Origin of the sequence: Tardiphaga sp. 20_F10_N6_6 (assembly GCF_052076045.1) — a bacterium.
Taxonomy (GTDB): Bacteria; Pseudomonadota; Alphaproteobacteria; order Rhizobiales; family Xanthobacteraceae; genus Tardiphaga; species Tardiphaga robiniae.
Genome location: NZ_CP197239.1, coordinates 3,747,231 through 3,762,146, shown reverse-complemented (window position 1 = coordinate 3,762,146; position 14,916 = coordinate 3,747,231). Strand labels below are relative to the sequence as shown.

The 14,916-nt window shown below is 62.8% G+C and carries 13 protein-coding genes; 9 read left to right on the top strand and 4 right to left on the bottom strand.

The genetic code is table 11. The features are described 5' to 3' along the window. Positions 1 to 35: 35 nt before the first annotated feature. Together AB7813_RS18100 and AB7813_RS18095 are read left to right on the top strand one after the other, a co-directional pair. Positions 36 to 260: a hypothetical protein gene (locus AB7813_RS18100; protein ID WP_089267813.1), complete on the top strand. Its 225-nt coding sequence runs from the start codon at positions 36 to 38 to the stop codon at positions 258 to 260. Positions 261 to 411: 151 nt separating this feature from the next. Further along, positions 412 to 1,605 (top strand): ABC transporter substrate-binding protein, encoded by a 1,194-nt coding sequence (locus AB7813_RS18095; RefSeq protein WP_089267812.1) that lies wholly within the window; start codon positions 412 to 414, stop codon positions 1,603 to 1,605. Positions 1,606 to 1,859: 254 nt separating this feature from the next. Here the strand turns inward: AB7813_RS18095 and AB7813_RS18090 are convergent, their stop codons facing one another. From AB7813_RS18090 to AB7813_RS18075, 4 genes are all read right to left on the bottom strand, one after another. Then, entirely contained in the window at positions 1,860 to 2,945 is a 1,086-nt protein-coding gene (locus AB7813_RS18090) for a lipocalin-like domain-containing protein (RefSeq protein WP_439083896.1), read from the bottom strand. Next, positions 2,935 to 5,397 (bottom strand): FtsX-like permease family protein, encoded by a 2,463-nt coding sequence (locus AB7813_RS18085; RefSeq protein ID WP_439083897.1) that lies wholly within the window; start codon positions 5,395 to 5,397, stop codon positions 2,935 to 2,937. The genes AB7813_RS18090 and AB7813_RS18085 overlap by 11 nt, the downstream gene beginning before the upstream one ends. Then, positions 5,394 to 6,047: an ABC transporter ATP-binding protein gene (locus AB7813_RS18080; protein WP_439083898.1), complete on the bottom strand. Its 654-nt coding sequence runs from the start codon at positions 6,045 to 6,047 to the stop codon at positions 5,394 to 5,396. Before AB7813_RS18080 ends, AB7813_RS18085 begins: the two co-directional genes overlap by 4 nt. Positions 6,048 to 6,109: 62 nt before the next feature. Further along, positions 6,110 to 7,324 (bottom strand): MFS transporter, encoded by a 1,215-nt coding sequence (locus AB7813_RS18075; protein ID WP_439083899.1) that lies wholly within the window; start codon positions 7,322 to 7,324, stop codon positions 6,110 to 6,112. 175 nt (positions 7,325 to 7,499) lie between these two features. On the opposite strand from AB7813_RS18075, the gene AB7813_RS18070 reads away from it, so the two are divergent. From AB7813_RS18070 to ccoG, 7 genes are all read left to right on the top strand, one after another. Then, on the top strand, positions 7,500 to 8,753 hold the full coding sequence (locus tag AB7813_RS18070; RefSeq protein ID WP_439083900.1) for an ATP-grasp domain-containing protein: 1,254 nt from the start codon (positions 7,500 to 7,502) through the stop codon (positions 8,751 to 8,753). Between the two features lie 329 nt (positions 8,754 to 9,082). Then, positions 9,083 to 9,793 carry a Crp/Fnr family transcriptional regulator gene (locus AB7813_RS18065; RefSeq protein ID WP_439083901.1) on the top strand — a complete coding sequence of 237 codons (711 nt, stop codon included), beginning with the start codon at positions 9,083 to 9,085 and terminating at the stop codon, positions 9,791 to 9,793. A 133-nt stretch (positions 9,794 to 9,926) separates the two neighbouring features. Further along, positions 9,927 to 11,558 (top strand): cytochrome-c oxidase, cbb3-type subunit I, encoded by a 1,632-nt coding sequence (ccoN, locus tag AB7813_RS18060; protein ID WP_439084262.1) that lies wholly within the window; start codon positions 9,927 to 9,929, stop codon positions 11,556 to 11,558. Positions 11,559 to 11,567: 9 nt separating this feature from the next. After that, positions 11,568 to 12,302: a cytochrome-c oxidase, cbb3-type subunit II gene (gene ccoO, locus AB7813_RS18055; RefSeq protein WP_439083902.1), complete on the top strand. Its 735-nt coding sequence runs from the start codon at positions 11,568 to 11,570 to the stop codon at positions 12,300 to 12,302. 12 nt (positions 12,303 to 12,314) lie between these two features. Further along, positions 12,315 to 12,479 carry a cbb3-type cytochrome oxidase subunit 3 gene (locus tag AB7813_RS18050; RefSeq protein WP_068729582.1) on the top strand — a complete coding sequence of 55 codons (165 nt, stop codon included), beginning with the start codon at positions 12,315 to 12,317 and terminating at the stop codon, positions 12,477 to 12,479. Positions 12,480 to 12,486: 7 nt separating this feature from the next. Continuing rightward, positions 12,487 to 13,362, top strand: a complete 876-nt coding sequence (gene ccoP / locus AB7813_RS18045; protein ID WP_439065235.1) for a cytochrome-c oxidase, cbb3-type subunit III — start codon at positions 12,487 to 12,489, stop codon at positions 13,360 to 13,362. A 100-nt stretch (positions 13,363 to 13,462) separates the two neighbouring features. Continuing rightward, positions 13,463 to 14,911, top strand: coding sequence for a cytochrome c oxidase accessory protein CcoG (gene ccoG / locus AB7813_RS18040; RefSeq protein WP_439065234.1), 1,449 nt, complete (start codon positions 13,463 to 13,465; stop codon positions 14,909 to 14,911). Positions 14,912 to 14,916 lie beyond the last annotated feature (5 nt).

Sequence of the window (14,916 nt, the reverse complement as noted above, 5' to 3'; positions counted from 1 at the left end):
CGTCCCCGCGCTTTTGATGCCAAGGAACTCCACCCATGAGCACTGTCTTCGAGAAACTCATCGCGAAATATGCCGAGCGCGGCGATTTCGAGCGCCTGCAGGGTTATCGGGACGATCGTCTGGCCATCCTGAAGAGCATTCAGGATGGGACATACGAGAAGATGCACCTGATCTCCGACACCGATCCTGTCTCGATGGTCGCGGAGATCGAGCGGGAACTCGCCTGTATCGATGCTGCGCTGAAAAAGCGGATGCAGTGACCGCGCGCGTGCGTTGCAGCAATCGTCGTTGGGAGTGATCTTGAACTAACGCAAAGCTGATCTGCACATTTCGGCTAAGTCGAAAGATTATCTGGTTCGTTCCGAGCTTCTCACATAGCGTGCGCCCAAATTGAAAACCTGGGAGGCATTGATGAAATTCGGACTGTTGTCGACGGCTGCGCTGTGCGGTCTTTTCCTGGCCGCGCCGGCCTCGGCGCAAGGCGTAAAGATCGGCATTCTCAACGATCAGTCCGGCGTCTATGCCGATTACGGCGGCAAATATTCGGTCGAAGCCGCCAAGATGGCGATCGAGGATTTCGGCGGCGAGGTGCTCGGCAAGAAGATCGAACTGGTCACCGCGGATCACCAGAACAAGCCTGACCTCGCCGTCTCGATCGCGCGGCGCTGGTATGACGTCGAAGGCGTCGACATGATCACTGAATTGACTACCTCGTCGGTGGCTCTCGCGGTTCAGGAACTGTCGAATCAGGAGAAGAAGATCGACATCGTGGTCGGTGCGGCCTCGTCGCGCGTCACCGGCGATGCCTGCACGCCTTATGGCTTCCACTGGTCGTTCGATACACGCGCCTTGGGTGTTGGCACCGGCGGCGCGCTGACCGAAGCTGGCGGCGATACTTGGTTCTTTCTCACGGCGGACTATGCCTTCGGCTATTCGCTGGAGAAGGACACCGGCGACATCGTGAAGGCAAAGGGCGGCAAGGTGCTCGGCGCCGTTCGCCATCCGCTGAACTCGTCTGACTTCTCGTCGTTCCTGCTGCAGGCTCAGGCGTCCAAGGCCAAGGTCATCGGCCTTGCCAATGCCGGCCTGGACACGACCAACGCCGTGAAGCAGGCGGCTGAATTCGGCATCGTCGCCGGCGGACAGAAGCTCGCCGGTCTCCTCCTCACGCTGGCCGAAGTGAATGGCCTCGGGCTGCAGGCGGCGCAGGGTCTGGTGCTGACTGAGTCGTTCTACTGGGATCGAGACGACAAATCGCGTGAGTTCGCCGATCGCTTCTTCAAGCGCACCCAGCGCATGCCGAACATGATCCAGGCCGGCACCTATTCGTCGACGCTGTCTTATCTGAAGGCAGTCAAGGCGGCAGGCACCAAGGACTCCGAAGCTGTCGCGAAGAAGCTGAAGGAACTTCCGGTCGATGACGCCTTCGCCCAGGGCGGCAAGGTGCTCGCCAATGGCCGCATGGTGAAGGACCTCTATCTGTTCGAGGTCAAGAAGCCGTCGGAATCGAAGAAGCCATGGGATTACTACAAGCAGCTCGCCGTGGTGCCCGGCGACAAGGCCTATCCGACCGCGGCCGAGAGCGGCTGCCCGCTGACGAAGTAAAATCGAAGCGCTGATCTTCCTTAACCTCTCCCCGCATTGCGGGGAGAGGTCGGGGCCGGCGCGAAGCGACGGCTCCGGGTGAGGGGCGAGGTATGGCGGAAAATACAAGCTCTTATTCGCGGGTCGGATGGTGCGATCCGAGGGTGTGGTAAGTGGGGCAAGCTCAATGCCATGCCCCTCACCCGAAATACTCGCTCCGCTCGCATTTCGACCTCTCCCCGCGCAGAGCGGGGAGAGGTTAAGAAGATAGCCCCCTAATATCCCGTCATCTCAAGATAACCCACGCCGCTGTGGCTGCCGGTGAAGCTCACCGGCCCTTCCCAATATGGGAAGCTCGTCGTCATCCAGCTCCTGGCATTCAGCGGCGAGGTCGTGATCTGCAATCCGCGCGATGCGATCGATACCTTCCATGACGTCGGGATCCTGCGGCCCGCGATCTCCGTCATGACTGTCGGCGTCATATCTATGGCGCCTGAGGCAAGCTGTTCGGATTTTCCGTCCGGCGTGATCCAGTTGCCGGCAAAATAATGCGCGCCATCTTTCTGCCTGAGACGAAACAGCATCAGCTTTGCATTATCGGGCAGATGCAGCGAGAACCAGTCCCAGCCCGTCTGGTCGGAAGCCAGCGGCTGGCTCGAATATTCCCTGTCCATCCAGGCGCGGCCGGTGACGGCAATCTCCTTGTCGTCGAGGGTCAGCACGCCCGATGCGGTGAAATAGGGCTGGCTGTAGTAATAAGACGCCTGTCCGCGTTCGGATTTGCGGCTGAAGCCGTTGTCGCCCTGCAGCACCAGCGGTTGCTGCGCAGTGAGCCGGAGCCGATAGCTGAAATCCGCTGACGAAGCGGACACGTCGAGCGGCGCAATCGACACGTCGTCGAAGTTCTCAAGCCCGCGCATTTCCCACGCATCGATCCATGCACGGAACGGTGTCGTCGTGACACCGGCCTGACCGACGCCACCGCGGGCAAAACTCTCGGCTGTATGATGCGCGGTTGCCGATGTCACCGCCGCATGGCCCATCCAGATCTGCGGCGTTGCCCAGCCGTCGCCTTGCGCGCCCGCCGCCATCGCCTGACGAAACAGCGTCCACTGCGCGCCATAGGCATTGCCCGATGCGTCCGTGAGATTAGCGGTGAGGTACCACCATTCGATGCGATAATCCGGATGCGGGCCGTGATCGGCCGGAAAAGCGAGAGGACGCCCCGGAACGACAGCCGCAAAACCTTCGGCGTCTCGGCCGAGGCCGGCAAAGCCCTGGGCGAATGTGCGTGAACCGCCGAGCCCGAGCAGCGCGATGCCGCCGATCAAACTGCGACGCGTGATGAGGCTAGCGCTCATTGGCGAACACTTTCACCAGTGTGGCCGGTTGCATGCGCAGCAGCTTCAAGATCGGTAGCAGAGCTGCGAGCAGCGAGGCCAACATGGCAACGCCGAGCAACTGGACCAGTTGCAGCGGAAACACATGGAACGGAAGTCGCCAGCCGAAGGCCTTCACATTGACGACGGCAATAAGACACCAGGCCACCAGCAGCCCGAGCGGCAGCGCCAGCAGTGAGGTAATCAAGGCAACAGACAGCGTCTTCAACAGCTCGATCCCGGCCAGCCGACGGCGCGTGATGCCGATGGCCCAGAGCGGCGCCAGTTGCGGCAGACGCGAATTGCTCAATGTGAGCAGGCTGGTGAGCAAGGCGACGCCTGCGACGCCGAGCGTGAAGGCATTGAGCGCTGCAGTCACCGCGAAAGTGCGGTTGAAGATTGCAAGCGATTCCGTTTTCACCGTTGTCTGGTCAGCCACGCTGCGGCCATCAAGGCCGAAGCGCGTGCGGATGGCGTCGATCAGCGCGGGCACGGCCGCGGGGGCCACGCGCAGGCCCATGCGGGTCTGCGAAATATCAGGGAAATGTTTGACCAGCGCATCGATGTTCACGCCGATCTGGCCTTTGGGATTGCCGTAATCCGCATACACGGCAACGATCTCCATCGGCCATGTGCCGGTCGGCGTCGGCACGTCCAGACGGTCGCCGAGTTTGAGCTTCATGCGCAGCGAGAGTTGTTCGCTGATGAGCGCGCCGTCGCCGGTGCGCACGCGATCCCATGCGTCGCTGGTAGAATCCAGCAGCGGCCATTGATCGCGATAGGTGGCGTGATCGGCGAAGCCGAGAAGCTCGATCGGCGCACCATTGAACTGCACGTCGGTGCGGCTGCCGGGCAGAACAGCCTGCACGTCGGGGCGCGTCTTCAGCCAGGTCTTGATCTCGCTCGCCTGCTTCTCGCTGGCCGCGTTCAGATAGATCTCGGACGCCAGCCGCCCGTCGAGCCAGCCCGTAAAGGTCCGGCTGAAACTCTCCACCATGGTGCCGACGCCGACATTGACGGCGAGCGCCAGCAGCAGCGCCATCAGCGCCAGCGACAGGCCCGAGAGTTGCAGCCGGCTGTCGGCCCAGAACCATGTGACGAGTGGCCGTCGCGTGCTGCGTTCACCGCCGGCAAGGACGATGCCAAGAATGACCGGCAATGCGAGCGCAGCGCCGAGCAGGAGCGCCGCCAGCACGAAAAAGCCAGCAATCAGTGAATCGCCAAGCCAGAGCGCGAGCCCGGCAGCGATGAACACGAGCAATGCGCCCGTGCCTTGCAGCCGCAGCCAGCGATGCTGTGCCTGTTGCCAGGCATAGGGCTGTGCGGTGGTGAGCAAGGGGAGGCGGACAGCTTTCAGCAGGCTCGATGTCGCCGCCAGCAGGGCGCCAATGATGGAGATCGCGAGGCCCGCGAGCCACCATTCGGGCTTCAGTGTAAGTTGCCCCGGGATTTGCGCGCCATAGAGCCCGCGCAGGCTGGCCGCAACATCGGGCAGCAGCGATGCTGCGATGAAGTATCCGCAGACGAGACCGATGGCGCCGGCGATCAGCGCGATGCTGACAAGCTCCAGCACCAGCACGCTGTTGAGCTGCCGCGCCGAGACGCCACAGGCGCGCAGCGTGCGCAGCATGGGCAGTCGTTGCTCGAAGCCGAGGCCGATGGCCGAATTGACGATGAACAGCCCGACGAAGAAGGATAGCAGGCCGAAGGCGGTGAGATTGAGATGGAAACTATCGGTGAGACGTTCGAGGTCGGTCTCCGCATCGGGCTGCACCAACCGCAACCGATCGCCGGCGACGCTCCCCAGCGATGTACGCGGACCCTTGGCGCTGCCGATCAGCAGGCGTGAAATCTGGTCCGGCATCTTCAGCAGTTTCTGTGCGATGCCGATATCGACCACCAGCACGCCGGGCGCGAGCTGCGGCTGCAATTTCAACGGCGGCAGCAGGGCTCCGTCGTTGAGCGCAGGCGTCGCACCCTCAGTAAGGCCGAGGCTGGCCAGCGTTTCCGGCGCGATCAGCGCCTGACCGGGCGGCGTGAGAAACGCCTGCGCGCCGGTCCTGCCGATCTCCGTCGCAGCGCTGGCTTCGACAGGCATGGTCACCGGCTCGATGCCGAGCAGGCGCACCGAGCGGCCGCCAATGGAGATCCGGCCTTCGACCACAGGGGACACCGGCCAGCCCGCGCGGCGGAGCTCGATAAAGAGCTGTTGCGCAAACGCGCCGCCATTGGTCGCGACCAGCATCGGCGTGCGCGTGCCGCCGAAGGCGGCGGCGGCGCGGTCATAGCTGGTGCGCGCCTGCTGGTTGAGCGCCTGCACGCCGCTCCATAATGCGGTCGCGGCGATCAGGCCGATCAGGAGTGTCGCGAACTGCATCGGATGCCGGCGCCAGTGGCTGAGTAGCACCGCAAGGATCCAGAGCGCGCGTCTCACGCGATCAATCCGGCATGAAGATGGATGCGGCGATCCAGCGTGGCCGCGAGACGCTCGCTATGGGTCACCATCAGGAAGCCGCAGCCGGTGCGGGCGACGAGATCGCGCGCCAGCCTCAGAACGTCGTCGGCGGTGTCTTCGTCGAGATTGCCGGTGGGTTCGTCGGCGAGCAGCAGCAGCGGTTTCGAGGCCAGCGCACGACCGATGGCGACGCGTTGCTGCTGGCCGCCGGAGAGTTGTTCGGGATAGCGCTTGAGCAGCGCGCCGAGGCCGAGGCGTTCAGTGAGTTCGTTTTGCCAGGCTGCGTCATGCTTGCCGGAGATGCGCGATTGAAACGCCAGATTGTCCGCGACCGATAGCGACGGGATCAGGTTGAACTGCTGGAACACGAGGCCGAGCCGATCGCGGCGTAAGGCGGCGCGGGCGGAATCATGGAGGCCGGTGACGATGATGTCGCCGAGTTGGATCTCGCCGCTGTCGGCTTCATCGAGGCCGGCGATCAGATGTAACAGCGTGCTCTTGCCGCTGCCGGATTCGCCGGTCAGCGCCACGCTCTCGCCTGCGGCGACGTCGAGATCGACACCGCGCAGAACGGCGACCTGTTCCTGGGCTGAACGATAGGATTTGGTGAGATGGCGAACCGTGAGCATGCGGCGGAGACTATAACAGAACCGCTCCCCGCCGTCCCCACGCAGGCGGGGACGACAACCCGTTATCGCTTGCGCTCCGACACCAGCGCCAGCAGCACCGTCGCCGCCATGAAGCAGGCGGAGGCGCCGAACACCCAATGCGGCAGCGCGTGATCCATGAACCAGCCGAACAGGATGGGGCTGATGATGCCGCCGAAATTGAAGCCGGTGGAGACGATGCCGAAGGCGCGGCCGGCGGCGCCGGGAGGGGCGGCCTCGCGCACCAGCATGTCGCGCGACGGCGTCAGCACGCCGCCGAGGAAGCCCGCGGTGGTCATGGCCGCGACGATCACCGGCGTCGGCAGCGTGAACGCTGCGATGGCACAGATGATGGCGGCATTGATCGTGAAACACACGGCAGCGACGCGGCTGTGGTGTCTGGTCCGATCGGCCAGCCAGCCGCCGGCAAGCACGCCGACGGCGCTGGCCGCGAGGAAAGCGGTGAGGGCGATATTCGCCGATGACAGCGATGTGCTGTAGCCGTTCATCAGCGCGACGATGCCAAAGCTGTTGATGCCATTCTGCGACAGCGACAGCAGCGTGAAGAACAGCGTCAGCATCAGAATCGCCGGGGTCATCATGCTGACCTTCGGCGACTCGGCGCCCTTGGCGTCATCGCCATCAGCCATCGCGCCGGCATCGGGAATGCCGACCACGATCAGCATCAGTGCGATCGCCACGCCGATGGCTCCCGCGACGATCAGCGCGCCCTGGCCGCCGATACCGACCAGCAGTGCCGCCATCAGGGGAGGCGCGACTGCGCCGCCGACGAAGCCTGCGAATGTATGGATCGAAAATGCGCGGCCCATCTTCGACTCGTCCATATGCGCGGCGAGGATGGCGTAGTCGGCCGGGTGATAGACGCTGTTGGCGAGGCCGAGCAGCGCGGCGCAGACGATGAGCGCGGGATAGCTGAGCAACAGGCCGAGAGCGATCAGCGCGCAGCCGCCGAGCATGACGCCGAGAATCAGGATCTTGCGTGCGCCGATGCGGTCGACGAGATAACCGATCGGCGCCTGAGTGAGGCCGGAGACGACAGCGAACGTAGTGAGCGCGAAGCCGAGTTCGATATAGCCGACGCCGAGCCGGTCCTTCAGGAACGGGAACAGCATTGGCAGTACGAAAATGTGGAAGTGGCTGACCCAATGCGCAGTGGAAATCGCCGTCAGCGTCCGCGTCGCCGAAGGGACGTGGTCACGCGACGCGAGATGCGAGGTCGAGGCCGGAATATCGACCATATGCGTTTCCACCCAAGGCGGCTGACGGCCGCTTTTTGCAGCCTCGAAAAGGTGCGCTATGCCTACGTTCTCAGCAGGTTAATGTCTATCAGCGCTGCGACATGCAGGTGTTGCGGCCCGTGCAGAGCGGCATCCGGACGCGCGACGGCGGCCCAAGAATGCGACATGATTGAGCATGACCACGAGCCGCCCGAATTTTAAGCCGCTGCGGATCCTGCTGTCGGAAGGCACCAGCACCTCCGCGCGGGAGGCTGTCACCGTGCTCGGCCTCGCCGGCCATGTGGTGGATGTCTGCGATCCCGCCGCTGCCGGGCTGGCGCGGTTCTCGCGATTTGTCCGCATGTATCACCGCTGCCCGGGAATGCGGGAAAATCCCCTGGGCTTCCTGCGGTTCATCGAAGGCCTGCTGGCGACGGGCGACTATGACGTACTACTGCCAATCCACGAACAGGGCTTCCTGTTCGCGAAAGTGCAGGAGCGGCTGAGGCCGCTGGCCGGCCTGGCCTTGCCGTCCTTCGCGAGCTACCGGGCGGCGCATAGCAAGGCCGGCTTCAGCCGCGTTTTGAGCGAGCTTGGATTGCCGCAACCCGAGACCCAGATCGTCGCCGGCGCCGCTGCGCTCCGCGCCGCTGTCCGTTTTCCCTGCGTCATCAAGACGGCCATCGGCACCGCGAGCCGCGGCGTCTGGGTGGTGCGTGACGGTGCCGACCTCGCGCTGGCAATGAGAGAGCTTGAGGACGGCAACGGCTTTGCCGGCGAGGTGCTGGTGCAGGCCCGCGTCAACGGCGCGACCGAGAAGGCGCAGGGCGTGTTCTCCCGCGGTGAGCTGATCGGCTTTCACGCCACTCGGCAGATCATGGAGGGTGCCGGCGGTGGCGATGCCATCAAGCGCAGCGTGCGGCGTGATCGCGTGCGCGACGATCTCGCAACCGTCGGTCGGCATCTCGCATGGCACGGCGCGCTGTCGATCGACTTCATCATGCCGGACGACGACAGCGGGCCATTCTATATCGACTGCAATCCGCGGCTGGTCGAGCCGATGGCGGCTTATCTGGCCGGCGTTGATCTGGTCGATCTGCTGCTGCGGATCTCGCTGGACGAGACGCCGGATGTCGCACCAGCGACGCGCGAGGATGTTGTCACCCATCAGGCCATGCAGGCGCTGCTCGGCAGGGCGCAGCGCGGCGGCGACAGGCGCGATCTGCTATGCATTTGCCGCGATATCTGGTGTCGCCGTGGCGACTATGCCGGCAGCACCGAAGAGCTCACGCCGGTGCGCATCGACTGGCTCAGCGTAGTGCCGCTGATGATGACTGCGCTGTTGCTGCTGGTGTCGCCGGGGCTGTCGCATGTGCTGGCGAAACGCGGCTGGGGTGCGCATCTGCTCAATGTCGGGACGGTTGCGGCCATCGAAAGCGAGATGTTTTAGTTTCATCCGGCCGCGTTAGAGTTGAATAGTTGCGGCAGACGCGACCGGCTCCCTCTCCCCGCTCTGCGCGGGGAGAGGGGTGGGGTGAGGGGCGTGGCACCTCAGCCACTGCCATCTCTGCTTCTTCGATTCGATAGGTCTTGTTAGGCGACAACTGCAGTGCGTCGCCCCTCACCCGGATCACGCGCGATGCGCGCGACCCGACCTCTCCCCGCGCAAGATGCGGGGAGAGGTAAGAGGCGATTGATGTGTATCAATGTGTGCTGCGCTGATCCGGTTATCCAAAAGTGCCCCGCACTTCCGCGAGGCCAACGAAACCCGGAGAGCGCATGACAAAGCTGATGGCTGCATCGTCGTTCGCTGCACCTTGTGCGAATGCGGCTGTGCAGCCGGGCGGCTTCCTGTCTCATCTGGGCGCCGCCGATCTGCGTCAGTTGATGGCCTTGGGCGAGCGGGTGCCCTATACTTCGCAGGATGTCCTGTTCACGCAGGGAGCGCCGGCTGGCAAATGCTTCAGTGTGGTCGAGGGTGTGGTCGGCATCTACAGGACCGAATGCGGTAATCGTCGCCAGATCACAAGTTTTGCGCTGCCGGGCGACATCCTCGAGATTGCAACGCAGGGGCATCATGAAGTGTCCGCCGCTGCAATCGGTCCTGCAGTGGTCTGGGAAATCCCGCGTGAGAAATTCGCGCAATTCGCCAGTCACCGGCCCTACGTGTTGAACGAGATCGTCGCGCTGATGGCGGCCGAGATCGTTGACGCACATGACAAGATGTTCTCGCTGGGCCGCCGCGTGGCTGAAGAGAAACTGATAGTATTCCTGACATGCTGGCGCGACCGGCTGGCACGGCTCGGCCGCGATGTCGATCCGCTTCCGGTGCCGATGAGCCGACGCGATATCGCCGATCATCTCGGCCTCACCGTCGAGACCGTGTGCCGGACGCTGGCCAAGCTCGAACGCCGCGGCGCGATCGAGATTCTGCCGGGCCGCATCCGGCTGCTGGACACCGAATCCGTCGCGGCTCCCGCTCTCGCCTGACGCCTCGCGCAGCCAGCAAGCGAGCTTCCCCCGACTTTGATTTCAATCAATTCACTGAGCGCGCCGCCGTGATTGATGGGTGCGTGCTCGGGAAAGAATCATCATGACGAACCAGACTGACAGCGTGAAGTGGATGACGATCGGAGAGGCCGGTCTGACCGTGATCCTCGCGGCCACCGTATTTCTCTCCATCATCGCAGCGGCCAAGGCGGAAGATGCAGCCTATGCCTTCCACGTGACGCTGGCCGGCTTCGCCAGCCTGGCCTCCGTGTTCGTCATCCTCAATCGTTATTTCGAGCGCGGCGCATTGCCACCGCAGGAGATCGACGGGCGGCCGAATTACAATTTCGGACCGATCAAGTTCGCTGCTGCGGCCTCGGTGTTCTGGGGCATCGCCGGCTTCACGGTGGGTCTGCTGATCGCCATGCAGTTGGCGTGGCCGGACCTGAACTTCAATCTGCCCTGGACCTCGTTCGGCCGGCTGCGGCCGCTGCATACGTCGGCGGTGGTGTTTGCCTTTGGCGGCAACGTGCTGATCGCGACCTCGTTCTTCGTGGTGCAGAAGACCTGCCGTAGCCGGCTCGCTGGCGATCTTGCGCCGTGGTTCGTCGTGCTCGGCTATAATTTCTTCATCGTCATTGCCGGCACCGGCTATCTGCTCGGCGTCACGCAATCCAAGGAATATGCCGAACCGGAATGGTATGCCGATCTCTGGCTGACCATCGTCTGGGTGACTTATCTGCTGGTATTCCTGATGACGCTCGTGAAGCGCAAGGAGCCGCATATCTTCGTCGCCAACTGGTTCTATCTCGCCTTCATCATCACCATCGCGGTGCTGCATCTCGGCAATAACCCTGCGCTGCCCGTCTCGGTCTTCGGCTCCAAGTCCTATGTCGCCTGGGCCGGCGTGCAGGATGCCATGTTCCAGTGGTGGTACGGCCACAACGCGGTGGGCTTCTTCCTCACCGCCGGCTTCCTCGCCATCATGTATTACTTCATTCCGAAGCGCGCCGAGCGACCGGTCTATTCCTATCGGCTGTCGATCGTGCACTTCTGGGCGATCATCTTCCTCTATATCTGGGCCGGTCCGCATCACCTGCACTATTCGGCGCTGCCCGACTGGACGCAGACGCTCGGCATGACCTTCTCGATCATGCTGTGGATGCCCTCCTGGGGCGGCATGATCAACGGCCTTATGACGCTGTCCGGCGCATGGGACAAGCTGCGCACCGATCCAGTGCTGCGCATGCTGGTGGTGTCAGTGGCGTTCTACGGCATGGCGACCTTCGAAGGTCCGCTGATGTCGATCAAGGTCGTCAATTCGCTCAGCCACTACACCGACTGGACCATTGGCCACGTGCATTCCGGTGCGCTTGGCTGGGTCGGCTTCGTCTCCTTTGGCGCGCTCTACTGCCTGGTGCCGTGGCTGTGGAATCGCAAACAGCTCTACAGCCTGAAGCTGGTCGAGTGGCACTTCTGGATCGCGACGCTCGGCATCGTTCTCTACATCTCCGCGATGTGGGTGTCGGGCATCCTGCAGGGTCTGATGTGGCGTGCCTACACGTCGCTGGGCTTCCTCGAATATTCCTTCATCGAAAGCGTCGAAGCGATGCACCCGTTCTACATCATCCGTGCAGCGGGCGGCGGGCTGTTCCTGATCGGTGCGCTGATCATGGCCTGGAATTTGTGGATGACCGTGCGCGTCGGCGAGGCGGAAGAGGGCGCGCTGTCGAGCCCTGGCGCAACGTTGCAGCCGGCTGAGTGAGGATCAATCATGTCGTTCTGGAGTCGGCACCAAATCTTCGAGAAGAACTCGATCGTCTTGATCGTGGGCATCATTCTCGTCATTGCCATCGGTGGCATCGTCGAGATCGCGCCACTGTTCTATCTCAAGAGCACCATCGAGGCCGTCGAGGGCATGCGGCCCTATACACCGCTCGAACTCGCCGGGCGCAACGTCTATGTCCGCGAGGGCTGCTATCTCTGTCATTCGCAGATGGTGCGGCCGCTGCGTGACGAGGTCGAACGCTATGGGCACTATTCGCTCGCGGCGGAGAGCATGTATGACCATCCGTTCCAGTGGGGCTCGAAGCGCACGGGGCCGGATCTGGCCCGCGTCGGTGCCAAGTATTCCGATGAGTGGCACGTCACGCATCTGAGCAATCCGCGCGCCATCGTGCCGCAATCGGTGATGCCGTCCTACAAGTTCCTGACCGAGACGCCTGTCAGCACCGAGACCATCGCCGATCATCTGCGCACCAACCGCGCGGTGGGCGTTCCCTATACGGACGATCAGATCACCAATGCGGTGGCGGACCTGAAGACCCAGGCCGATCCCGACAATGGCGATACCGACGCGCTGCTCAAGCGCTACCCGAAATCGGTGGCACGTAACTTCGACGGCAAGCCGGGGCTGCCCACCGAGATGGACGCATTGGTCGCCTATCTGCAGATGCTGGGCACGCTGGTCGATTTCAAACTCTACAACGAAAAAGCAAACCTCCGTTGAGGAGATGGAAGCATGCGCGCAATCCTGACCGTCGAGAACTTCGCGTCGAACCTCGTCCTCACATTCTGGACGCCGGTCTTTGTCGGAATCTTCATCGCAATTCTGACCTACGCATTGTGGCCCCGCAACAAGGCGATGTTTGACGCAGCTGCGCGTCAGCCGTTGCGAGAGGATTGATCAGATCATGAGCGATCACGAAGGTGAATTCGACAAGGCCACCGGCAAGACCACCACAGGTCACTCCTGGGATGGTATCAAGGAACTCAACACGCCACTGCCGCGCTGGTGGGTGATGACCTTCTATCTCACCATCGTGTGGGCGATCGGCTATTGGGTCGTGTATCCGTCATGGCCGCTGGTGCAGAGCTACGCGACGGGCGTCATAGGCTATTCGTCACGCGCGGATGTCGCCGTCGATCTCGCCAATCTTGAGAAGATCCGCGGAGGCAAGATGGCGGCGCTCGGCGCTGCACCGCTCGCGGAAATCGAGAAGGATCCGGCTCTGCTGGCGCTGGGGCGCGCCAGAGGCCGTGTGGTGTTCGGTGACAATTGCGCGCCGTGTCACGGCACTGGTGCGACCGGTGCCAAGGGCTTCCCCAATCTGAACGATGACGACTGGCTGTGGGGCGGCACACTGGAGCAGATCGAGAAGACCATCCAGTTCGGCGCGCGTTCCGCCCATGCGGAATCGCATGAAGGATCGATGCTGGCTTTCGGTCGTGACGGTATGTTGAAGAAGCCGGAGATCGAGACGGTTGCGAACTACGTGCGCTCACTGTCCGGATTGCCGACGGCCAAGGGTTACGACGCCAACGTCGGCCAGAAGCTGTTCGCCGACAACTGCGCCTCGTGTCACGGCGACGCCGGCAAGGGAAATCCCGACATGGGGGCGCCGAACCTGACCGATAATATCTGGCTTTACGGTTCGGACGAAGCGACTATCGTCGAGACCATCACCAATGGCCGCAACGGCGTGATGCCGGCCTGGATTGGCCGTCTCGATCCGGCGACCATCAAGGCACTGACGATCTATGTCCATTCGCTGGGGGGTGGACAATAAGTCATAGCGCGCGCGGCCAATCCCGCGCGTGCCTTTGACGTACATCAATTGCATCGCACCGGCGAAGTCTAGGGTCATTCCAAAGACGAGAGTGACCTCCATGAACAAGCCCGTTGCACCCGAGGAATTCGACTACGGCCCGCTCTATGCGGAGCAGAAGAAGGTCTATCCGCAGAAGGTCTCCGGCAGGTATCGCAACGTCAAATGGGCGCTGATGGCGGTCTGCCTTGGCATCTATTATCTGCTGCCCTTCGTGCGTTGGAACCGCGGTCCCGGTGCTCCCGATCAGGCGGTGCTGGTCGACCTGCCGAACAGTCGCTTCTATTTCTTTTTCATCGAGCTGTGGCCGCAGGAAGTTTATTTCTTCACCGGCCTACTGATCCTTGCGGCCCTCACGCTGTTCCTGATGAACGCCGTCGGTGGTCGCGTCTGGTGCGGCTATCTCTGTCCGCAGACTGTCTGGACCGACCTGTTTTTTGCCGTCGAGCGTTTGATCGAAGGCGACCGCCGTGAGCGGATGAAGAAGGAGGCCGAAGGGCTCACGCTGCAGCGTGTCGTCGAACTGACGATGAAGCATTCGATCTGGCTGTTGATCGCATGGTGGACCGGCGGCGCCTGGGTGCTCTATTTCAACGATGCGCCCACGCTGGTGAGGGAACTCGTGACGTTCCAGGCGCCGGCGCTGGCCTATATCTGGATCGCGATCCTGACGGCGACAACCTACACCCTGGCGGGCTGGATGCGCGAGCAGGTCTGTCTCTATATGTGCCCGTGGCCTCGCATCCAGGCGGCCCTTACCGACGAATGGGCGCTCAACGTCACCTACAAGACCGATCGCGGTGAGCAGCGGACCTCGTTGAAGAAGGCGGCCGAGCTGCGCGCGCTCGGCCAACCCGCAGGCGACTGCATCGATTGCTATCAATGCGTCAACGTCTGCCCGGTCGGCATCGATATCCGCAATGGCTTGCAGATGGATTGCATCCAGTGCGGGTTGTGTATCGACGCCTGCGACGGCGTGATGAGCAAGATCGGCCGGCCGACCCGGCTGATCGGCTACGACACCGACCTCAACATTGCCAGGCGCAAGGCGGGCAAGCCGGAGATTTATCGTATTATCCGGCCGCGTACGGTGGCCTATGTCGGCATGATTGTCGCTGTCGGTGCGGTGATGCTCTACGCGCTGCTGAACCGTTCGCTGCTCGACATCAACGTGCTGCACGATCGCAATCCGGTCGCTGTGCGCCTGAGCGACGGTTCGATCCGCAATGCCTATACGGTGCGCCTCTTAAACAAGCGCGGCGCCGGCCGCGTGGTCACGCTCGACGTCAACGGGCTGGCAAATGCCACGGTGCACGTGGTGGGCATGGATGCCGCGTCTACGGGTCGGCCGGAGATTGTGCTGGGCCGCGACCAGACCACCGAGCTGCGCGTACTGGTGACGGCGCCCGCGGCAATCAATTCCGAGAAGTCGCTCCCGCTCGTGATGCGTGTCACCGATGCCGCCCATGATGACATGGCGTCGGCGACCGATCATTTCGTTGCACCGTGAAGGAG